Origin of the sequence: Streptomyces spongiicola, from assembly GCF_003122365.1 — a bacterium.
Taxonomy (GTDB): domain Bacteria; phylum Actinomycetota; class Actinomycetes; order Streptomycetales; family Streptomycetaceae; genus Streptomyces; species Streptomyces spongiicola.
In genome coordinates, this window is the sequence record NZ_CP029254.1 from 1,886,100 (window position 1) to 1,906,938 (window position 20,839).

At 72.4% G+C, this 20,839-nt stretch carries 17 protein-coding genes; 4 read left to right on the top strand and 13 right to left on the bottom strand.

Features of this window, described 5'->3' with window-relative positions; translation table 11 throughout:
- Positions 1-79 precede the first annotated feature (79 nt).
- The 5 genes from fxlM to DDQ41_RS08215 all read right to left on the bottom strand — a co-directional run bounded on the left by fxlM (position 80) and on the right by DDQ41_RS08215 (position 6,492).
- Entirely contained in the window at positions 80-1,303 is a 1,224-nt protein-coding gene (gene fxlM / locus DDQ41_RS08195; RefSeq protein ID WP_109293891.1) for a methyltransferase, FxLD system, read from the bottom strand.
- A 44-nt stretch (positions 1,304-1,347) separates the two neighbouring features.
- Positions 1,348-2,511 (bottom strand): lanthionine synthetase C family protein, encoded by a 1,164-nt coding sequence (locus DDQ41_RS08200; protein ID WP_109293892.1) that lies wholly within the window; start codon positions 2,509-2,511, stop codon positions 1,348-1,350.
- Complete coding sequence (locus DDQ41_RS08205; RefSeq protein WP_109293893.1) at positions 2,508-5,528, bottom strand: lantibiotic dehydratase; 3,021 nt, start codon at positions 5,526-5,528, stop codon at positions 2,508-2,510. The genes DDQ41_RS08200 and DDQ41_RS08205 overlap by 4 nt, the downstream gene beginning before the upstream one ends.
- Before the next feature lie 67 nt (positions 5,529-5,595).
- Positions 5,596-5,775, bottom strand: a complete 180-nt coding sequence (gene fxlA, locus DDQ41_RS08210) for an FxLD family lanthipeptide (protein ID WP_109293894.1) — start codon at positions 5,773-5,775, stop codon at positions 5,596-5,598.
- 78 nt (positions 5,776-5,853) lie between these two features.
- Positions 5,854-6,492 carry a class I SAM-dependent methyltransferase gene (locus DDQ41_RS08215; RefSeq protein WP_109293895.1) on the bottom strand — a complete coding sequence of 213 codons (639 nt, stop codon included), beginning with the start codon at positions 6,490-6,492 and terminating at the stop codon, positions 5,854-5,856.
- Between the two features lie 545 nt (positions 6,493-7,037).
- Between DDQ41_RS08215 and DDQ41_RS08220 the strand changes: the two genes are divergently transcribed.
- Entirely contained in the window at positions 7,038-8,270 is a 1,233-nt protein-coding gene (locus DDQ41_RS08220; protein WP_109293896.1) for a hypothetical protein, read from the top strand.
- On the top strand, positions 8,267-8,812 hold the full coding sequence (locus DDQ41_RS08225; RefSeq protein ID WP_262508392.1) for a GNAT family N-acetyltransferase: 546 nt from the start codon (positions 8,267-8,269) through the stop codon (positions 8,810-8,812). The genes DDQ41_RS08220 and DDQ41_RS08225 overlap by 4 nt, the downstream gene beginning before the upstream one ends.
- Positions 8,813-9,036: 224 nt before the next feature.
- Here DDQ41_RS08225 and DDQ41_RS08230 read toward each other — a convergent pair whose 3' ends face one another.
- From DDQ41_RS08230 to DDQ41_RS08250, 5 genes are all read right to left on the bottom strand, one after another.
- Positions 9,037-11,340 (bottom strand): xanthine dehydrogenase family protein molybdopterin-binding subunit, encoded by a 2,304-nt coding sequence (locus DDQ41_RS08230; RefSeq protein WP_109293898.1) that lies wholly within the window; start codon positions 11,338-11,340, stop codon positions 9,037-9,039.
- Entirely contained in the window at positions 11,337-13,679 is a 2,343-nt protein-coding gene (locus DDQ41_RS08235) for a 2Fe-2S iron-sulfur cluster-binding protein (protein ID WP_174720270.1), read from the bottom strand. The genes DDQ41_RS08230 and DDQ41_RS08235 overlap by 4 nt, the downstream gene beginning before the upstream one ends.
- Positions 13,676-14,554, bottom strand: coding sequence for an FAD binding domain-containing protein (locus DDQ41_RS08240; protein ID WP_109293899.1), 879 nt, complete (start codon positions 14,552-14,554; stop codon positions 13,676-13,678). Before DDQ41_RS08240 ends, DDQ41_RS08235 begins: the two co-directional genes overlap by 4 nt.
- A gap of 617 nt (positions 14,555-15,171) precedes the next feature.
- Positions 15,172-15,384: a DUF4287 domain-containing protein gene (locus DDQ41_RS08245; RefSeq protein ID WP_109293900.1), complete on the bottom strand. Its 213-nt coding sequence runs from the start codon at positions 15,382-15,384 to the stop codon at positions 15,172-15,174.
- Positions 15,381-16,136 (bottom strand): DUF998 domain-containing protein, encoded by a 756-nt coding sequence (locus DDQ41_RS08250; RefSeq protein WP_109293901.1) that lies wholly within the window; start codon positions 16,134-16,136, stop codon positions 15,381-15,383. Before DDQ41_RS08250 ends, DDQ41_RS08245 begins: the two co-directional genes overlap by 4 nt.
- Before the next feature lie 118 nt (positions 16,137-16,254).
- Here DDQ41_RS08250 and DDQ41_RS08255 point away from each other — a divergent pair, with 118 nt between their 5' ends.
- Positions 16,255-16,875 (top strand): TetR/AcrR family transcriptional regulator, encoded by a 621-nt coding sequence (locus DDQ41_RS08255; protein ID WP_216365052.1) that lies wholly within the window; start codon positions 16,255-16,257, stop codon positions 16,873-16,875.
- 540 nt (positions 16,876-17,415) lie between these two features.
- On the opposite strand, the gene DDQ41_RS08260 is transcribed toward DDQ41_RS08255, so the two are convergent.
- Both DDQ41_RS08260 and DDQ41_RS08265 read right to left on the bottom strand, forming a co-directional pair.
- Positions 17,416-17,703 carry a DUF3039 domain-containing protein gene (locus tag DDQ41_RS08260; protein WP_017947978.1) on the bottom strand — a complete coding sequence of 96 codons (288 nt, stop codon included), beginning with the start codon at positions 17,701-17,703 and terminating at the stop codon, positions 17,416-17,418.
- 30 nt (positions 17,704-17,733) lie between these two features.
- On the bottom strand, positions 17,734-18,294 hold the full coding sequence (locus DDQ41_RS08265) for a YqgE/AlgH family protein (protein ID WP_109293902.1): 561 nt from the start codon (positions 18,292-18,294) through the stop codon (positions 17,734-17,736).
- A gap of 287 nt (positions 18,295-18,581) precedes the next feature.
- On the opposite strand from DDQ41_RS08265, the gene murA reads away from it, so the two are divergent.
- A complete protein-coding gene (gene murA / locus DDQ41_RS08270) occupies positions 18,582-19,922 on the top strand; it encodes a UDP-N-acetylglucosamine 1-carboxyvinyltransferase (protein WP_109293903.1) in 1,341 nt (446 codons plus the stop codon).
- A 358-nt stretch (positions 19,923-20,280) separates the two neighbouring features.
- Here the strand turns inward: murA and DDQ41_RS08275 are convergent, their stop codons facing one another.
- Entirely contained in the window at positions 20,281-20,562 is a 282-nt protein-coding gene (locus DDQ41_RS08275; protein ID WP_017947975.1) for an HU family DNA-binding protein, read from the bottom strand.
- Between the last annotated feature and the right edge of the window lie 277 nt (positions 20,563-20,839).

A 20,839-nucleotide genomic window follows, 5' to 3' on the forward strand; every position in this document is an offset into this window, starting at 1 on the left:
TACACCCGGGTCGTTTTCGGTGTGACTGCGCACGTGAGGCCCCGACGCATGTCGGGGCCTCAACGGAGCAGGGGGACGGTCAGTATGAGATCACCATGCGGGTCGAGGGCTTCTCGATGACGTATCCGTCGGTGAGCTGGTCGTCTGGCGTTCCGGCCGGGTACAGGCTGATCACGGGCTCGGCGGTTCGGTCGTCGCCCCATGCCGTGATCTGCGTGCACAGGCGCTCCGCCAGTGTCTCTCCGGCCGGGCCGTATGCGGCGGCGCCGAGTCGGAACCGGGGCACTGCGCCTTCCTCGGACGGGAGGCGTGCGAGGGTGAGGTACGCCATCGAGTCGCCTTCCACGAGGGCGGGGCCGAGGTTGGGATTCGCGGGGCGGCGCAGGCCCGCGTCGACGGCGGGCTGCTTGACGGTGATGCGGCAGGTTGCCGGGTCGGTGGCGGACATGCGCAGCCACACCCCGTCGAAGGATTCGACCGGCCCGACGGTCGTCTCGCTCCACGCCAGGGTCGCCGGCTGAGTGATGGCGGCGCGCAGGGCGGTGGGATCGATGGGCTGGTCGTAGTCCCAGAAGAGGCGGGTCAGGTGATCGTCGTCGATATAGCCGCTGTGTTCCTCCGTCTCCTCGATCATGGGCAGGAAGCCGCACACCTTGACGGAGTCGGACCGGTGCCGGTTCGGTTCGCGGACCAGGGCGACGCTGCGGGTCAGGCCTCGCCAGCGGAGCGGAAGCACGAGCCTGCCGCCGGGGGTGAGCTGGTTTCGCATGGCGGGGCTGGGGTCCCAGACGCCGACGGTGGCGATGATGCGGTCGAAGGGGCCGTACTCCTCGGCTCCCAGGGCGCCGTCTCGGGTGATGACTTCGATGTCGCCGTAGCCGGTGGCGTCGAGCGTCTTGCGGGCGTAGGCGGTGACGTCGCTGTCGATGTCGCCGGTGATGACGTGGCCGGTGGGGCCGACCAGGCGCCGCAGGTAGGCGGCGTTCACCCCGGTGCCGGCGCCGATCTCGAAGATGCGGTGGCCTTCGCGTGCCTGGAGCTGGACGAGCATGAAGAAGACGACGTCGGGCTTGGATGCGCAGCTGAAGGGCAGGGCGTCCTCGGCCGGGTTGTCCTTGATGGTCACGGCCTCGTTGGTGTAGGCGGTCTCGATGCTGACGGCCGGGAGGAACTCGTGGCGGGGCACCGTCCGCATGGCCTCTTCGACTTGCGGGTCGTACAGCCCGGCGACGCGTTCCCGCACGATCGTGTCGATGAGCTGGTTGCGCAGGACTTCGGGCGAGGGCTGTGCGGTGGTGTTCATGGACTTCCTTCCGAGTGGTAGCGGTGCGGTGGTCGTCGGGCCGGTCAGCCGGTCAAGAGGAGGCAGGCGTCCCAGTGGGGGGCAGATGTGGGGTGGGCGGTCGTGTCGAGCTGGGCCAGGTCGATACCGTCGGAGCCTTCCATCAGCCCCCTGGCGGTCGGGGCGCCCACGCGGTCCAGGTGGCTGCGCATCCGGCCGCGCAGCGAGGGCAGGGCTGTGGCCAGTGGGCTATCAGGGTCGGCATCGTCGGCAGCTCTCTGAACGGTGCGTATGAGGCCGGCCCAGCCATGGCAGAGGGAGGCGTCGGTGAGCCGGGCGAGTTGGTGGTCATCGGTGGCGCAGGCGGCGAGTGCCGTTTCAGCGCCGTGTTGCCGTGACCGGTCACCGAGTGCGAGAGCGGCGAGTTGAAGCGCGCGGGTGATCCCCGGGGTGCCGTAGCACCAGGACGGGCGTTCGGGAACTCGTTGGTTCGCCGTGCGGCTCTTCCACTCCTCGCGGTTGAGCATAGTGGGCCACCAGGCTCCCGCTCCTGTCCCTTGGCACCACTGGTCCAGCATGGCGCAGATGTAGCGGATCGCGTTGGCGTGCCCGGGGACAGTGACGCCGCGGCGCATCGCGATGGCCAGGAAGGCGAGCGGGCCGGTGATGCCGTGGGCCAGGCCCAAGTTGCCGTGTCCGCCCGGCCATGCGCGGCTCGGCCGCAGTTCGGGGCCGTCGCTGGACCACCAGCCCGGCAGGAGCTCGCCATCGGCCCTGACCGGCTCCGTCAGGCGCACCAGGTAGGACAGGATCTCGGGCAGCAGCGGGTGCCGACTCGTGCGGGACAGGCAGTAGCTGCCGAGCCCGGTCAGGCCGCTGATGACGTCGAACTCGCGCAGCCGCGGCAGCGCGCCGCGGTCGATGCGCGCGTGGGCTGCCCTCATCCGATGTCGGGTGGCGTCGGTGATGTGCTGATCGAGAATGACGAGCGCCGGCCCGTACGACGGACGGTTCGCGAAGTGGAGGGCGAACGCGACGGCGGGTGCGCCCTCGAACAGCCCGGAGGCGGACGGGTCGGCGTTCACCTCGTGGCGGACCATAGAGGTGGTCCACTCGTGGACGGTGTCCCATCCAGCCCGGCCTTCGCGGGCGTTGGCGATGTGCAGCAGCGCGATACCCGGTGCGCCGGAGTACAGCGACTGCTCCCACTGCATCTCCGCAGCGGTCATCGGAGGGCCTGCCAGGCGCGGGCGGCCTGCCGAGCCAGGTGGCGGCAGGCCTTCTCCCCGGCCCGATCCAGACCGAGCGCTCGATTGTGGTGCATGTGCAGCAGCGACTCCAGGATCGAGCTCACCTCGGCGTCGTCGGCGAACTGGCTGCGGTAGTGCGCCAGGGCCGCCGCCCTTCGGGCCCACGTGGCGGCGACGTCACCGTTGCTCCCGGGCAGGTCCAGCGATGCATCGAGCCGGGCCAGGCGAAGGGCCTGGTCGGCAACCGCCCGGTCGGTGGCCGCGATCGGCGTGGGCTGGTCGGCGAGCCAGTCCATGGCGGCGTTGGTGCCGAGGAATCCGCGGGCGATGTCCACCATGCCCGCGGCGACCAGGGCGGTGGAATGTACGAGGGTGCCGGGCACATGGCGCAGGCCGGCGGCGACAGCGGTGGAGTCCGCAGCGAACACGGCTTCGGCCGCTTCCAGTACGGCGCCTTGCCCGTAGCGGCCGATCTCGGGGCTGTAGGTGTCGAGGACGAGTCGGCCGGCCATGGCTCCGGCGCGGAGCTGCTCCGCCCAGCGGGCGACGGCGGCCGCGACGGCGGCGTACTCGCCCGTGCTCGGGATGCACAGGCGCAGCCGGAGGTGATCGGTCTCGTGCGGGCTGCGATAGCGCAGGAACCACCAAGCGGGCCTGTCGGGAAGGGCGTCGAGGAGCCGGGGAAGGTGGCCGGTGATGATCTCGTCCATCCGCTCGGGGTGAGTGTGGATCTTCGCGTAGAGCCATCGGGAGTCCGCGGAGCCGGGCATGTGCCCGAGCGCGCTGTTGACCACTGTCGGTAGCGGACCGGACATCGCCGCGGCGGTCGGCGGGCGAGTGGTGACCAGCGGCAGGGCGATCTCGTGCGCGTGCCGGTCGATCCACCCGAGGCCCGCGGCGGGGGCGGCCTCGGTGAGGGCGGCGTCCTCGCGCCGACCGAGATGGGCGTGCAGGAGCGCCGCGTGCAGTGGCTCGCTCAGGGTGAGCCGCAGGGTGCGGTCGTCGTCTCGCAGCTCCACCGTTTCGGGGCAATCCCAGCGTTTGCGCCACTGGCCGAGAGCCTGATGCCAGGCAGCGAGGTCGCCGCAGGTGGGAAGGTCGGCGCGGGTGAGGTACCAGCGGGCCGGGCACAGGACGGTGCGCCCGAAGCGGACTCTGGGCAGGTACGGGAGCCGGAGGACTTCGGGGCCCCAGTCGAAACCCGTCCACGCGGCGTTGAACGCGCGCGGCAGGTGGGCGAGGAACCTGGCCAGCGGCGGGGGCTGCTTCTCCAGCGCCATCGCGTGGAAGACCTGCGGCTCGATGACGCGGCGGCGGGAGAGGCTGACCAGATGCAGCCGGCTGTGTGTCGCGGTGACGGCGAGATCGTCCAGCTCGATCACCGTCTCGTCCGGGCCGCGGTGCTCACCGAGGGGGATGACATGGGGCAGGTAGGCGGGGATGCGGCAGACGTTCTCCGTATGGAGGTAGAGCGGGGGGAACGAGAGCTGGGCGCGCAGTGCGCCGTCGGTGCCCGCGGGAACACGCTGGTAGACGTCCTCCAGGCCCGCGCCTCCGGCTGTCGGGGTGAAGCGGGACGTGAGCGTGCCCGCGGAGCGGGCCGGGGTGACGGTGAGGGTGAAGTCGCCCTGGTTCAACCCCTCGATGCTCGCGGCGTGGATGCGTCCGCACATCTCCACGTGCGGCGGCTCGGGAGCGGCGGTTTGCCCGTCCGTCAGGGTGTCGATCATGTCGTCGGTGAGAACGATCTCCCGGCTGCCGTCGGTTACGGCCTGCCAGGCAAGCGCCAGGAGACGCTCGTCCCGGCGCGAGACCTGCGGCACGGGCGGCGTCATCATGCTGCCGGGGTACTCGGCGGGGAACCCGAGACCTGCGGCCGGGTCCACGACCTCCCGAAGCGGCACGAGCGTCCCCACGCCGTACCGCTCCCAGAAAGCCATCTGGTAGTCGCGCCAGATGCCGTGACCAGAGGGGCGGCGGGTCAGCCGCAGCAGGGCGCCGGCCGCAGCCTCCATCTCGCGGGCGACGCTGTGGGGAATCTCGACATCAGCGTCGAGCATGAGGTCGACGGCCAGCGGCGCACGGCCGGCCTCCGACATCGCGCGCAGCTTCCGGGTCAGCGCCTCGCGGGGCCCTGCCTGGCCCGGCCCCGGGATCGCGTTGTGGTGGCCTATCGCGGCCGCGACGGCTTCGAGATCCCGCAGGATCGCCGCGGTGGACTCGATCGTGCTCGCCTCCGCCTTGCGCAGCTGCTCCAGGAGGTGGCCGAGTGGATCGGTCTCGGTCATCGGCGCGCGCAGGCAGGACAGGAGGAAGCCCTGGCGGACGAGCTCGGTCAGCATGCTGCGGACCCTGCCGGTGTCACTGCCGGAGAAGAGACCCGCGAGGGTGGCGACCAGCGCACCGAAGCGGATCGGGGCGGCTGCGCAGTCCTGCAAGGCGCGTACCGCGCTGGTGTGCACGACGCTCGCACCGTGCCGGCCTCCGTGCGGCACCTGAAGGCGCCCGCCTTGCCGGGCGGCAAGGTTGTTCATCACGACGTCCAGGCGGTCCAGCAGATCGGGGCACGCCTCCAGCCGGTTGATGATGTCGCCGAGCCACATCGTGTCGACGCGGGCGACCGCCCGATGCCCGGTGCCCCACCGGACCTTGGCCGACGGGCCCAGCGCAGCGGGGGCAACGCCGGCGAACAGTCCGAACGGCGTGGGCCGGCCGGTGGCACGCAGCAGGTACCGGGCGGTCGCCATCGTGGCCCGCCGCAGCTTCTTGCCGGCAACCACCGGCCTGCCGCGCAGCGCATCGATGCTGAGACCGAGCTCGGGGTTCGCCTGGCGGATCGGGCCGGCGAGCTCCGGGCGGGACCAGACGTGCATCAGCCAAGCCATGCACCCCTCGGCGTCGGCAGGGTCGGGCCACCATGTGGGCAGGATGGTCCGCGGCGCGGCCGCGGCCCGTAACAGTGCCGTGCCCGTGTGCTCGTACAGCTTCCTGCTCATGAATCAGCCTCCTCCACGGTGCGGAGGGCCGGGGCGCTGCCCCGGCCCTCCGAGACAATGCGATGGGTCAGACGGCGCTCGCGCAGGACGAGGCGCAGGTGGAGGAGCATCCGTCGCCCGTGCCGCAGGCGGACGGCATCTGAAGGCCGCCAGAGTCGACGGTGACGGTCAGGTCGAGCGCGAACGGGTCCTCCACGGCCTCCGCAGTGGTTGGCTGAACGGACTTCTCGGTCACGACAGCGGTCATGGCAGCTCCTTCTCAGACGGGTGAACGTGCTCTTGCGGTGGTACGCCGCCCCAGCCCGAAGGCGCGGGACGGAGCTCATCAGCCCTGTGGGCCGCGCAGGACGACGGCGGTCACGCATCCGTCGTCGCACAGGTCGTAGCGGGTGGTCTCCGCCCAGCCGTCGCCGAGTCTCGCGATCGCTTCCTCGCGCACACCGCGGTGCGCGTGGTCGGACTGCTTCTCGTAGACGGGCGTCATGACGTACAGCACGCCGTCAGGGCGGAGCCATCGGCGCACGTCGGTCAGGAACCGGGCCCGATCGAGGAAGGCCATCACCAGGCGGCACACGACGATGTCCGCGCCTTCCGGGGCGAGGTCGTTGGGGATCGCGCCGGCGTTGAAGTCGTGCTCGCGGTAGCGCAGCCTCGGGTGGTTGTACGTCTCGGCGGCCTCCTTGACCACCAGCGGCGAGAAGTCGTAGCCGGTCGTATGCAGGCCCCACTCGGCCAATGTGTGCGCGAGGTCGCCGCGGCCGCATCCGACGTCGATCGCGGTCATGCCGGTCGCGGGCCGCGTGTGGGCGCGGAACCAACCCAGTTCGTCCTCGCTGACGGGCCGGAACTGCGTGCCTTTGGCGAAGACGTCATCCCAGTAACCCGGGTGGCGGGTCGGCGGCACAGCCGTCACAGCCGCGTCCCGTGCTGCGCCCTGCTCTGTGCGGGGGATCGGGCTGGTCATCAGGGGGTTCTCCTCATTCTGCGTACAGGGCGAGCGGCACTACCAGCCCGGCGACGGTGAGGACGACGAGGATCTGTAAGCACCACTGCCGCCAGGCCCATCGACGCTCGTCCATCCAGCGCATTGGGCACTTCACGTCGCGGCCTCGGGCACGACGAGCGCTGTGAAACAGTGGCGGTCGGCATTGAGCTCGTCCCGCAGCCTCTTCAGCCATGCCGGGTGCTATCGGGATGTGGGGCGCAGAGCCGCTGGTGAAGCGTGTGAACTCGTTCTCACGGTCCATCCACGACGTGTCCCGAGCCGCCCTCGTCGTGCTGCGCATCGTCATCTCCGTCGCTGTGGGGAGCGGGCGGACTGCCGCCACGTCGGCGGTCCGCCCCGGGGGAGGGCCGCCATGGAGAACGGCCGCCCCTCATACAACTGCCGAAGTTCCGGCCAGGGCAGGAAATAGCGGGCGCGCGTCGGTCGCCGGCGACCGGAAATTCCGGGCCGGCGCCTCTGCCATCAGCCTCAACAGGGGATGACGATGTGGCTACGGTGAGTGCGTGGACAAGAATCTCCGGCTCAGAGCGGCCATGGACGAAACCGGCTACACCCAGGCGGAGTTGGTCGAGCAGCTGAACCTGTCGCTGACGGCGGCCGGCCACCGCGGGACCGTCAGCGACCGGACCGTGCGCTACTGGCTGACCGGAAAATCTCGATGGCCTCAGCAGCGACAACGGGACGCGTTGGAGGCAGTATTCGGGTGTCCGGCCGTCGAACTCGGCTTTGTTCCCCCGGAGGGTCCATTGCTCCGCCGTACCTTCCTCGCGTCCACCACGGCCGCAGGGGCAGCGCTCACGATCCAGCCCTCCAACGCGGGCCGCGTGGGGACATCCGACGTGGCTGCTCTCCGCGCCGGCCTGGAGAGCTTGACCGGCCTGGACGACAAGCGCGGCGGACACGCCGCCCTTGAGCGGTCAGCCCTTGCCGGCGCGGCCGAATGCCTGAGCAAGCAGGACAAGGCCGGCTCCCAGCGCGTCCGGCAACGACTCCTCGCGCTCGCCGCGGACTTCACTGCCACGGCCGCTTGGTCAACCATCGACGCCCGTCAGCTCGACCGCGCAGACAGCCGGCTCAAAGAGGCCCTGTACCTGGCGCGGATGGCCGACGACAGCGCCACCGAGCTGCGCGTGTGGAACTCGCTGGCGATGCTCGCCCATCAGCGCAAGGAGCACGGCCAGGCCGTCGATGCCGGGTACGCGGCTCAGGCCACGGGCATCACCCGTCGCGATCCGTTGTTCGCGTCGCTCGCCCACGCTCGGACCGCGGTCGGGCACAGCAACCGCGGAGACCGGCAGGCGGCGCTGAGGTCATTCGGCTTCGCCGAGGAGATGCTGAGCAAGGCGGAGCCGGACACCGCTCGGCCACCGTGGATCGCGTTCTACGGCCCTGCCGAGCTGTACGCCTTGGGCGCGATCGTCCGGGACCGGCTCGGTTTCGCGGCAGAGGCCGAGGCATCCTCGTACCGTGCGCTGGCAGCCCTCCCCAAGCAGTTCCGCCGCAACCGCGCCCTGGCCACCGCACGGCTCGCGCTGGCGCAGCTACATCAGGGCGAGGCCGAACAGGCATGCGACACGGCAGCCTCGCTCTTCCAGCTGATGGCCGGCGCTCCCCTGCCGGGGCGCATGAGATCGCTGATGGGCGACTTCCACCGCGACCTTCTCACCCTCGCGCCGGACGCGACCGTGGCGCGCGAGTGGGGCAACCGATACCGCGACCAGTGGAGCCGAACGTGACCGTCCAGCTGCGCCAGTACAAACACGACGACCTTCACGAGATCCGCCAGACGCTCATCGACGTCCACGCCGATGCCTACGCGGACCAGATGGACGACCCGTTCGTACAGCGCTTCCCCTGGTTCGTGGACCACTGGGGCGGGAACCCCGGCTTCTCATGCCTCATCGGCTGGGACGGGAGCGAGCCCGCTGGCTTCGCCTACGGCGCCCCCGCGACGGCTGGCAGCGAGTGGTGGCGAGAACACGTGACCGAAGAGCCCGAGAACCCGTCGACGTTCTCGCTGTCCGAGTTGACGGTGCGGCCCAAGTGGCGCAAGACCGGCGCCGCAGAGCAACTGCACGAGGCGCTCCTCGCCAGCCGGGACGAGGCGCTCGCCGTGCTGCTGGTCGACACCACCCATCCGCGCGTGCAAGCCCTGTACGAGTCCTGGCAGTACCGCAAGGTCGGCGAGCGGCAGCCGTTCCCCGACTCTCCCGTCTATGCGGTGATGCTCCGCTCCCTTTCGCCCGCGCTGAGCAGGGTGTCAACCACCGACGGGTGACGGTGTCGCGTGGCATGACCGCATTGCCCTGCTCGTCACGCAGATGCCCACCGTGCGGGAGGCTACCGGCGGGCTGATCAGCGCCCTCCACGGCGTGCGGCTGTGCGGCCCGGTGTCCCCGGAACGCCTCCACATCGCTCCCTCACCAACTGACACGGCCGACCAGGGTCGGTCTCCGTCAAACGGCGGTCGCGGCCGGCGCGCCTCCCGGGGACGCGCCGCCGCTACGGCGTGGCGACCGCCGCCTGCGGCCGGATCGGGAGGCGGTTGACCGGGCGGCCGGTGGCCGCGCGGACGGCGGCGGCGACGGCGGCCGGGGAGGTGACGACCGGGACGGCGCTGGCCGCCTTCGCGCCGAAGGGGGCGACCACGTCGCGCTCCTCGACGAGTCTGACGATGCGGATGTCGGGGGCGTCGAGGGCCGTCGGCAGGGCGTAGCCGGTCAGGTCGGGATGGCGGACCAGACCGCGGGCCGTGCGGAGGTTCTCCGTGAGCGCGGCGCCGATGCCCTGGGTGACCCCCGCCTCGATCCGGGTGGCGAGCTGGGCGGGGTTGAGGACGCGGCCCACGTCCTGGGCGACGGCCATCTCCACGACGCGCACGGAGCCGAGTTCGACGTCGACGTCGACGACCGCGCGGACCGCGCAGAAGGCGAGACCGACGAAGGCGTCGCCCTGGCCGTGGTCGTCGAGGGGTTCGGTGGGATGCGGACGGCACTGCGCGGTGGCCCAGAGCTCCTTGCCGTCCATGGCCTCGGTGACCGTCGTGGACAGCACTCCGTCATACGAGGTGATCTTGCCGTCGTTGATCTGCAGCAGTTCGGTGGACATGCCGAACTTGTGGGCCAGCGGCTGCAGCAGCTGCGTACGGACCATCTTCGCCGCGCGCTCGACGGCACCGCCGGAGACCCAGGTGTGGCGCCCGTGGGCGGCGGGGCCGGCCGGAGGCTGGTCGGTGTCGACGGGGGCGACGCGCACCTCCTCGATGCCGAGCGTCTCCTGCACGATCTGCCGGGCGAGGGTGGAGAAGCCCTGCCCGGTCTCGACGGCCGCGCAGATGACCGTGGCCGTACCGTCCTGGACCTTCACCGTGGCCGTGGAGACCTCGTCGGTCCCCTCCGCACCGAGCATGTGGACCATGCCCAGGGCGTAGCCGACGCCGCGCCGCACCGCACCGGGCTCGCCCGCGCCCTCTGGTCCGCCGGGCAGCAGCCAGGCGTCCTCCGGAGTGTCCTTGGGCAGCGGCGGGAGGGGGAAGTCGCGTACGGCCTGGAGCAGTTCGGCCACCGGGGCCGGGCAGGTGACGGTCTGCCCGGTGGGGAGGATGTCGCCGGTGGCGAGGACGTTGCGGAGGCGGATCTCGGCCGGGTCCAGACCCAGCTTCGCCGCCAGCTTGTCCATCTGGGCCTCGTAGGCGGCGCAGACCTGAAGCGCGCCCTCTCCGCGCATATGGCCGGAGGGCGGGTTGTTGGTGCGGACCGCCCAGCCCTCGATGAAGGCGTGCGGCACCACGTACGGCCCGCAGGCGAAGGCGACGGCGGCGGCGAGGGACTCCGACGAGGCGTCCGCGTAGGCGCCCGCGTCCAGCAGGATCTGCGCCTCCACCTTCAGCAGCCTGCCCTCGGCGCTCGCGTGGTGGCGGTAGCGGAGCAGAGTCGGGTGGCGGTGGGCGTGGCCGAGGAAGGACTCCTCGCGGGTGGCGGCGAGCTTGACCGGGCATCCGGTGCGCAGGGCGAGCAGCCCCAGCGGGATCTGAAACCCCGGGTCCTCCCGGTCGCCGGTCGCGCCGGGCACACCGGTCACGACGACCTTCACGCGCTCCTTGTCCAGGCCGAAGCAGGCGGCGGCGAGGTCGCGGTCGGTGTGCGGGTCGGTGGAGGCGGTGTAGAGCTCGACCCCGCCGTCGGGGCGCGGCACGGCGAGGCCGGCCTCGGCGCCGATGGGTGCCGGGTCCTGGCGGCCGACGCGGTAGAGCCCTTCGACGACGACCTCGCCGACGGCCTCGGGGTCGCCGAAGCTCAGCGGGATGTGGCGGATGAGGTTGCCGTCGGGGTGCAGCGGCTCGGCGGCGAAGGCCTGCTCGGGGTCGGTGACCGGTTCGAGGACCTCGTACTCGACGGTGATCGCGGCGGCGGCGAGCCGGGCCGTGTCGGGATGGTCGGCGGCGACCGCGGCGATGGCCTCCCCGTGGTGGCGGACGGTGTCGGAGGCGAAGACGGGCCGGTCGGCGACCCCGCGTCCGTATGCGGCGTCGCCGGGTACGTCGGCGTGGGTGACGACGGCCCGGACGCCGGGCATCCCGGCGGCGGCGGAGGTGTCGACGGCGGTGATCCGGGCGCGGGGGTGCGGGGAGCGCAGGATCGCCGCCCAGAGCAGCCCCTCGGCCCACAGGTCCGAGGCGTAGGGGAAGGTGCCCTCGGTCTTGGCGCGGGTGTCCGCCTGGGGGAGGGCGGCGCCGAGGCCGTGAGCGGGCGGTTCCTGCTCGGGACCGTCGACCGCGGGGGCTGCGATGGCCGCGTCGTTGCTCACACCATGCCTCCGTCATGCGGGTGGGGCTGCACACTACCGGCGCCCGGGGGCGCCTGGCGCGGGATGCGGGCCGCGTCCTGGGCTGCTTCGCGGCTCCCGTCGGCGGCCTCGGCGGCCGCGGCGGCGCTCGCCCCGCGTTCCGCGGCCACCTCGCGCACGGCGTCGAGGACGCCCCGGTAGCCGGAGCAGCGGCAGAGGTTGCCGGAGAGGGCCTGGCGGGTCTCGAGTTCCGTGGGGGCGTGGTTGCCCTCCAACAGGTCGGACACGGTCATGGCCATGCCCGGGATGCAGAATCCGCACTGGACTGCTCCGCACGCGGCCAGCGCGCGCTGGACGTCGGAGGGTTCGCCGTCGGCGGCCAGGCCCTCGACGGTACGGACCTCGGAGCCGGCCGCGGTCGCCGCAGGCACCAGGCAGGAGGCCACGAGCCGGCCGTCGACCTGGACGTTGCAGGCGCCGCACTCGCCCTGCGAGCAGCCGTCCTTGGCGCCCGCGAGGCCGAGGCGCTCACGCAGTACATAGAGCAGGGACTCGCCGATCCATGCGTCGGTGACGGGCCGGTCGGCTCCGTTCACGCGCAGGACGTACGAACTGTGCGGGTGTTCGTCGTTCGCCGTCGCCGTCGCCGTCGCTGTGGTGGCGGACCCGACACCCTCCGCGCCGGCCCCGGACGTGTCGGGAGCCGCCGCCTCCCCGGCCGGGGGCGCGTCCGGTGGGTCCTGACGGGCTGGGTCGGGCGGGTCCTGGGAGGCCGCATCGGCTTCCGGGACCTCCACGGCCCCCCCGGAGACGGCGTCCCCGGTGTCCCCGGTGTCCGCGGTGTCCGCGGTGTCCCCAACTCCGGTGTCCGCGGTGTCGCCGGTGTCCCCGGTGTCCGCGGCGCGGCCGGGCTCCGGGCTCGCGTCATGGGCGGTGGTCCCCGGATGATCGGCGTCGGCGCGGTCGGGCTCCGTGCGGTCGGGCTCGGTGCCGTCGAACTCCGTACGATCCAGCTCCGTACGGTCCGCCTCTACGTGGCCGGCCTCCATGTGACCGGCGTGACCGGCCTCCATGTCGCGGGCCTCCACGTGGCCGGCCTCCACGTGGCCGGCCTCCATGTGACCGGCCTCCATGTGGCCGGCCTCCATGTGACCGGCCTCCATGTCCCCGGCCCGCGGGCGGTCCGCTTCGGACGGTTCGACGGGATACGACCCGCTCCGGTCCGGGGCGGCGGCGGCAGGCGCAGGCGCAGCATCAGCAGACGCTTCGTCACCGGCACCGGGGTGCGCACCCTCACCGTGCGGGCCGTGCCCCGCTTCGTCGCGCTGCTCGGTGCGGGGTCCGGCGGCGGATCCGGCTCGCTCCTCCTGAGCGGGATACCCCTCGGCCGCCCAGGGGGCGGGTGCGCCGCCGGGCAGGGTGGCGGGGTAGCCGGCTCCGGGCACCGGTGTGCCGGAGGCGGGCGTACCGCCGAGGGGGGTGCCCCCGGCCGGGGTGCCGCCGTCGGGAGTCGTGGCCCACGGAGCGGGGGCACCGCCGGGCAGGGTGGCCGGCGGAGTACGACCGCCCCACTGCGCCAGGGCGGATGCCGAGAACTCGCCCGACTCCTCCGGGAGGTCCCCGTGGGCGACGGGAATGGTCCACTGGCCGGTGAGGTCTCTCGCGTCCGCTGTCCCGGCGGGGCCGGACGACGGCTCGTCAGCCTCCGGGAAGGTCCACTGACCCGTCGCGTGCGGGTCGTGGCCGTCGGCCGCGCCACGGGGCGCGCGGGGATCGCCGCCGCCCTCCGCGCCGTGGCCGCCCCGGAAACCGCCGCCGCCGAGCGGAGCGGGGCCGGGGTGCGCTTCGTGCCCGGTGCGGGGCTCGCCGTCACCCTGCGGGTCCCGGGCACCCCGAGGGTCCCGGGCACCGTACGGATCCGGGGCACCGTACGCACCGTGCGGGCCGTAGCCACCGTGCTGTTCACCGCCGGCCCGGAGGTCGCCGCCGGCCCGGGAGTCCCCGCCGGCCCGGAGACCGGAGCCGGGGTACGCCTGGTGCGAGGCGTAGGGCTGCTGCCCGGCATACGGCTCGTAGGGGTTCTGCGGCTGCCCGGCCCCCGGAGCCGCCCAGTGGTGCGAGGCGTCCGGCGCCTGCTCCGGGACGGTCCAGCCCGCCGCCCGGCCGTCCTGTGCCGCCGGTGGGATCTGCGGGGGCACATAGCCGTGGCCCGGCGCGGCGAGCGGTGCGTCGCGCATGTCGTCGGACGGCAGGCGGACGAACGCGGTGGCCTCCGCGTCGTACTCGCCGCCCTGCGGGATGGGTTGCCAGCCGCCGCCGTGCGGGGCGGTGTCCCGGGGCTCGTTCTCCTCGGAGCTCACGACAGTGCCCTCCCCAGCGCTCGTCGGGCCAGCGCGGCGACCACGCGCCGCAGGTGCAGGACGGCGGGCGGCAGCTGCTCGTCGCCCTCCTGGTCCGGGATGCAGGCGGCCGCCACGTACTCGCCGAAGGCCGCCAGTGCCTCCGGGGCGAGTCCGCGCTCAGCGTCCCAGTCGATCAGCGAGGCGATCCAGCGCTCGGCCTCCAGCGGGCGCAGCGGCATCGGGGCGATCGCGCCGACCGCGCAGCGCACCCCGCGCCGTGCCGGGTCGAGGACGACGGCGACGGACGCCGTCGCCCGGCCGGGGCCGGTACGCCCGGTGGCCTTCAGGAACACCTGCGGAGCGTGCAGGAGCGGTACGCGCACGTAGCCGACGAGTTCGGCGGGGCCGAGCAGCTCGCGGCCGGCGAGGAGATGGGAGACGGGGATCTCGCGTGTCACTCCGCCCGGTCCCGCGATCACCAGGTCCGCTTCGAGAGCGGCCAGCACCGGCAGGGTGTCGCCGGTGGGGGCGGAGGTGACGATGTTGCCCCCGAGGGTGCCCGCGTTGCGGATCTGCGGGGGTCCGGCGGCGCGGGCGGCGGCGGCGAGCGCCGGGATGAGCGCGGCGAAGTCGGGTCGGCCCATGCGGGAATGGGTGAGTCCGGCACCGAGCAGGGCGTGGCCGTCCTGGTACTGCCAGCCCCGGATCTCGTTGATACGGCCGAGACCGACGAGGCCCGCGGGCCTGAGCCGGCCCTTGTTGACGGCCGCCATCAGGTCCGTGCCCCCGGCGACCGGCACGGCGGCGGGCATGTCGGTGAGCGCCGCCACGGCCTCTCCGAGCGAGGCCGGCAGTGTCACGGACTGCGCCGCTTGCGGTGCGTGCGTGGTCAACCCAGCTGCCCCTTCCCGGTATCCCGGCTGTCCGTTTGTGTTGCCGTACCGTACGTCCTCACAGTCCGGACGTGGCAACTCTGGCACATCTTCCGGGCGGTCCGGCGCTGGGGTCCACGAAGGACGCATCCACCCCGGACCTCCCGTAACAAGCGGAATGGCCGAATTGCCACGGCATTACCGGCACGGGCGAATTGCCGGTTGAAGGCATTCCTTGTACGACTTTTTCCCACGGGTGTCCACGCTCCCAGGGAGCCGGATCGGGAACAGCCTGTTGGGGCAGGGCTCACACGTTTGGGGGCGCCCCCTCGATCGGGCGTCCGAGCGCACCCGCCCGCCTCTCCCGCGGTCGCGGACACCGCGCGGGCGGTGGGCGGACGGCGCGCGGACACCACGCGGACACCGCACAGACGGCGGGTGGCGGGCGGACGGCGCGCGGACACCGCGCAGACGGCGGGTGGTGGGCGGACGGCGCGCGGACACCGCGCAGACGGCGGGCGGCGGCGCCGGATGGGGTCGGCGCCGGACGCGGTCGGCCGGGGGGCCGGACACGCGTCGCGGCCTCCCGCGATTGATCACGCGAGAGGCCGCGGCCCCTGTCCGGGGGTCAAGCGCCCTTACTTTCCGCCGTCTTCGGCGAGGGTGTGCGCGACGAGCGCGTTGGCGTGGCCGTGACCCAACCCGTGCTCGGCCTTGAGCCAGGAGACGAGTTCCCCGTGGCGGGTCAGAGGCGAGGAGCGGATCAGATCCTTCCACTCGGCTACCGGGCGGCCGTACTTCTGCTCGATCGAGGGGAAGTAGCCGGCCGGGCCCTTCGGTTGTTCGGTCATGCTGACGTGTTCCCGTCCGTTCGCAGTCGGTGGTTCCGGATTGCCGCCCCGCCGAAGCGACGGGCGGGAAAGGGGGGTTGGTGCCGCCTCACCGGCGGTACCGCCGCCATCAGCCGGGCGGTGACCGCGGTGAGCCAGAGGAGGCCGAGTCCGGCTCCCGCGGTGAAGGCCAGGACACCGGCGGACGAGCCGGCGAAACCGGCGAGGACCACCGCGGGCGCGACACGGGAGGCGACGGCCCAGCCACGTCGGCCCTGGGTGGCGAAGTGCCGGGCGAGCACGAGGAACGCGGCACAGAGCGCGAGGTAGCCCACCATGCCGGCGAACATGTGGACGGCGCCGTGCGCGCTCAGGGAGACGGCGCGGGCCTCGGGGGCGCCGGCGGGGAATCCGGCACCCGGGTCGGCGGCGAACACCCCGGCGAGCAGGAAGGATCCGCCGAACACGCCGATCAGCCGCGGAGCCCAGGTGCCGCCGGGCGTACCGCGCAGCGCCCGGCTCATCCCGGCCGCGCCCGCCAGCAGCAGGACACCCGTGAGCAGGAAGGCGGTGATCTGGATCCACCCGAGGTCGCCGAGGCTGAGCTGACTGAGGGCGTTGCGGGTGAAGTCGAAGCCGTCACGGGTGAGGCCCTGCGTCAGACCGGCGCCCAGGAACAGCGGGCCGGCCGCGGCGGCGCCGGCCAGCAGGGCCCGGGCGGCAGGCCGGGCCGGGGCGCCTTCCGCGATCGGGGCACTGGTGGTCCGGGTCATGCGATGTCCTCCTCGACGGAACCCTCACCGGAACTGGACGGTGTGGTACTGAGCGGAACCGGACGGTACGGTACCCACACGAGAACTGGACTGTCCAGTACCAGAGTTGGGAGGCGGCGTGGAAGCAAGCGAGCACGGCCGGTCGGCGCTCAAGCGCCAGGCGATCATGGAAGCCGCGACCAGCGCTTTCCTGAGCAGGGGCTACTCCGGCACCAGCATGGACGACATCGCGAGGCTGGCCGCGGTGTCCAAGCAGACCGTCTACAAGCACTTCTCCGACAAGGAGAAACTGTTCGGCGAGATCGTCCTGGCCACCACCGACCGGGTCGACGGCATGGTCGAACTGGTGGCCCGCATCCCGGCCGACGCCGACACACTGGAAGAGAACCTGACCCGTCTCTCCCGCCAGTTCCTGACCGCGCTCACCCGGCCCCAGGTACTTCAACTGCGGCGCCTGGTCATCGCCAACGCGGACACCTTCCCCGAACTCGGCGCCGACTGGTACGAACAGGGCTTCGAACGGGTCCTGGCCACCCTGGCAGCCACCTTCGAGCACCTCGCCGAGCGCGGGCTGCTCCACATCGACGAACCGCTGCTGGCCGCACACCACTTCTCCGGCCTGCTGCTGTGGATCCCCGTGAACAAGGCCATGTTCCACGGAAGCCCCCAGCACACCGAGGCCGAACTCGACCACTACGCCACAGCCGGCGTCCGGGCGTTCCTCGCCGCCTACGGCTGACCGGCGACCGGTGAACGCCGACCGGTGAACGGTGAACGGTGAACGGTGAACGGCCGTGCACCGGGTCCTACGCACCGCTCAGCCGCGACCACCCCCGACCACCCGGCTGCCCGGCCACCCGGCACCATGTCGCCGCGGTCCGCGGCCGACCGGCCCTCCGCCCCGATCAGCCGGTCGCCCGGCGGCCGCACCTCGACGGGACGATCCGCCGGACAATCAGCCGGGCGGTCCGCCGGGCGGTCCGTGCCCGGGACCGGGGAGGGGCGCGCCGCGGGGCCCGCCGAAGGCCCGGCGGCGGGCCGCACCCGCGGGACGGCGGAACCGTCGCGGCCGCACTCGACGGCCGGCTACCCGAAACGCCCGGCGGGGAACCCCGCCGGGCGTCTGCACGAACTGCTCACGGCCTGGTCGAACCGGCACGGTTGCCGGCACGGGCACGCGCACGCGCACCGGCACCGGGACGCCCCGGACCCCGCCCTTCCGGGTGGGGCCGTTCCCGATCCGGAAAGGGGGTCCGGGCCCGGCGGCCCGGCCGTCCGGCTACTTCTTGTCCTTGCCGCCCTTGTCCTTGTCCCCGCCGGGGCCCATGGACTCGTAGATCTCCTTGCACATCGGGCACACCGGGTACTTCTTCGGGTCGCGTCCCGGCACCCAGACCTTGCCGCACAGTGCCACCACGGGAGTGCCGTCGAGGGCGCTCGCCATGATCTTGTCCTTCTGGACGTAATGGGCGAAGCGCTCGTGGTCGCCGTCACCGTGCGACACCTGGGGTGTCGGCTCCACGAGGGTGCCCGTACCTGCCCCGCGCTCGGGCTCGAGAGTGCTCATAGGTGCCAAGGGTACTCAAGCCGCGCGGATTCAGTTCAGCGAAGGGTCGTCCGGATAGGTGGCCACCATCGCGAGTTCGCTGCGCTGGCGGCGCAGCACGTTCCGCCACAGCGACTCGGGCCTCGGGGAGGACACGTCGCCGGGCTCTGACTCCACGACGTACCAGGCGCCCTCGCCCAACTCGGCCTCCAGCTGGCCCGGGCCCCAGCCCGCGTACCCCGCGAAGATCCGCAGCGAGCCGAGCGAGGAGGCGAGCAGTTCCGGCGGGGCCTCCAGGTCGACGAGGCCGATCGCCCCGTGGACCCTGCGCCAGCCGAGGGGTCCCTCGTCGCCGGGGATCACGGCGAGGCCGAGCGCCGAGTCCAGGGAGACGGGACCGCCCTGGAAGACCACGCCGGGCTCACCGGCCAGACCGGCCCAGGTCTCCAGGATGTCGCCGACGCCGACGGGAGTGGGCCGGTTGAGGACCACACCGAGCGACCCCTCCTCGTCGTGGTCGAGCAGGAGCACCACCGCGCGGTCGAAGTTGGGGTCCGCGAGGACCGGAGTGGCGACGAGCAGCCGCCCTGTGAGGGAGGACACCTCGGTCATGGGAGACATGATCCCGCATCTTCGCCCTCCACGGGGAGCGGGCGTCCCGGTCCGGGCCGACGCAGCTCAGGGCGCACCGCTGCAGCGGGAGGGCGCGCCCCCGGAACAAGCGGATGGTGACCCTCCGCAGGCGCGCCGGAACAGAGTGCATTGTGCCGGATTCATTACACCCGCAGGGTGCCCTTGGCCTTACGGGACGGGGGTAGGAGGGCCTTAACCTTTTCTCTGGCCCCTGCCCGACCTCCTCCCCGGGGCTCCCTGGGGGGACCCTCCGGAACGCGAGATTCATGACCGGCACAGACGATGTACTGCTTGTCCACGGCGGAACCCCGCTGGAGGGCGAGATCCGCGTCCGCGGCGCCAAGAACCTGGTGCCGAAGGCCATGGTCGCCGCGCTGCTCGGCAGCGAGCCGAGCAGGCTGCGCAACGTGCCCGACATCCGCGACGTGCGGGTGGTGAGAGGGCTGCTGCAACTGCACGGTGTGACGGTGCGGCCGGGCGAGGAACCAGGCGAACTGGTGCTCGACCCGACGTATGTCGAGAGCGCGAACGTCGCGGACATCGACGCCCACGCCGGTTCCTCGCGCATCCCGATCCTGTTCTGCGGCCCGCTGCTGCACCGGCTCGGGCACGCCTTCATCCCCGGCCTGGGCGGCTGCGACATCGGCGGGCGGCCCATCGACTTCCACTTCGACGTGCTGCGGCAGTTCGGCGCGAAGATCGAGAAGCGGGCGGACGGGCAGTATCTGGAGGCCCCGCAGCGGCTTCGCGGATGCAGGATCCGGCTGCCGTACCCTTCGGTCGGCTCCACCGAGCAGGTGCTGCTGACGGCCGTGCTGGCCGAGGGGGTCACCGAGCTGTCGAACGCGGCGGTCGAGCCCGAGATCGAGGACCTGATCTGCGTCCTGCAGAAAATGGGCGCGATCATTTCCATGGACACCGACCGGACCATCCGGATCACCGGCGTCGACCGCCTCGGCGGCTACGCCCACCGGGCGCTGCCCGACCGTCTGGAGGCGGCCTCCTGGGCGTCGGCGGCGCTGGCGACCGAGGGCAACATCTATGTACGCGGCGCGCAGCAGCGGTCGATGATGACCTTCCTCAACACCTACCGGAAGGTCGGCGGCGCCTTCGAGATCGACGACGAGGGCATCCGCTTCTGGCACCCGGGCGGCTCCCTCAACGCGATCGCCCTGGAGACGGACGTGCACCCGGGCTTCCAGACGGACTGGCAGCAGCCCCTGGTGGTGGCGCTGACGCAGGCGGCGGGCCTGTCGATCGTGCACGAGACGGTGTACGAGTCCCGGCTGGGCTTCACCTCCGCGCTCAACCAGATGGGTGCGCACATCCAGCTGTACCGGGAGTGTCTGGGCGGTTCGGACTGCCGCTTCGGCCAGCGCAACTTCCTGCACTCGGCCGTCGTGTCCGGGCCGACGAAGCTCCAGGGCGCGGACCTGGTGATCCCGGACCTGCGCGGCGGCTTCTCGTATCTGATCGCGGCGCTGGCGGCACAGGGGACATCCCGGGTGCACGGGATCGATCTGATCAACCGCGGCTACGAGAACTTCATGGAGAAACTCGTGGAACTCGGCGCCAAGGTCGAGCTGCCGCGCGCAGCGGTCGTCTGACCGAGGCGCTCTGACCGAGGCGGCCGGGACCGAGGTTGCCGGGACCGCGGCGCTCTGACCGAGGTTGCCGGGACCGCGGCCGTCCGCCCCTCTGGGGGGGCCGGTTCTCTGCGGGCCGGCTCTCCGGGGATCCGGCCGGCCCCTGCCGCCGAGCGCCGACCCGACCGCCCCGCGGCCACCGGTGCTCGGCGCTCTTCCCCGCACCCTTTGCACTCGTGAGCGCGGCACACGGCCGTCGGCGCCGGGGCGCGGTAGACCGGCCCCGATCCGTACCGCTCCGTCCCGGCGCCGCACCGCCCCGGGACGGCACAAGGGCGGCCACTCCCGACGGGAAGTGGCCGCCCTCGCTCTCTGGGGCTTACTTGCCCTTCGCGGCTTCCTTGAGCTTGGAGCCCGCGGAGACCTTCACGCTGTAGCCGGCCGGGATCTGGATCGGGTCGCCGGTCTGCGGGTTGCGAGCGGTGCGAGCGGCACGGTGGGTGCGCTCGAAGGTCAGGAAACCGGGGATGGTGACCTTCTCGTCGCCCTTGGCGACGATCTCGCCGACGACCTCTGCGAAGGCGGCCAGCACAGCGTCGGCGTCCTTGCGGGTCACCTCGGCACGGTCGGCCAGCGCGGCCACCAGCTCACTGCGGTTCATGTTCTTACTCCCGTGTTCTTCTTGCCTGTGAGGCGTGAGATCGAAGCCGATGCTGCCAGGGCCCTCGGACAGTTCCCCGGACCCGGGTCTGCTGTCAGACCCTCGCGCCCAATTGAGCATCCTGCCCCCACCAGCGGCGGGAAAGCCAATCCGGCACCCTCCGGAGTCACACGAAAAGCGCCACTGGCTCGTTCCGGTGACGTTCCGTCGACTCACCGCGGACTCCGTGAAGCCGAAACGGCCGGGGGGAAGCCCGCCGGAGGTGGGTCCTCCGAGG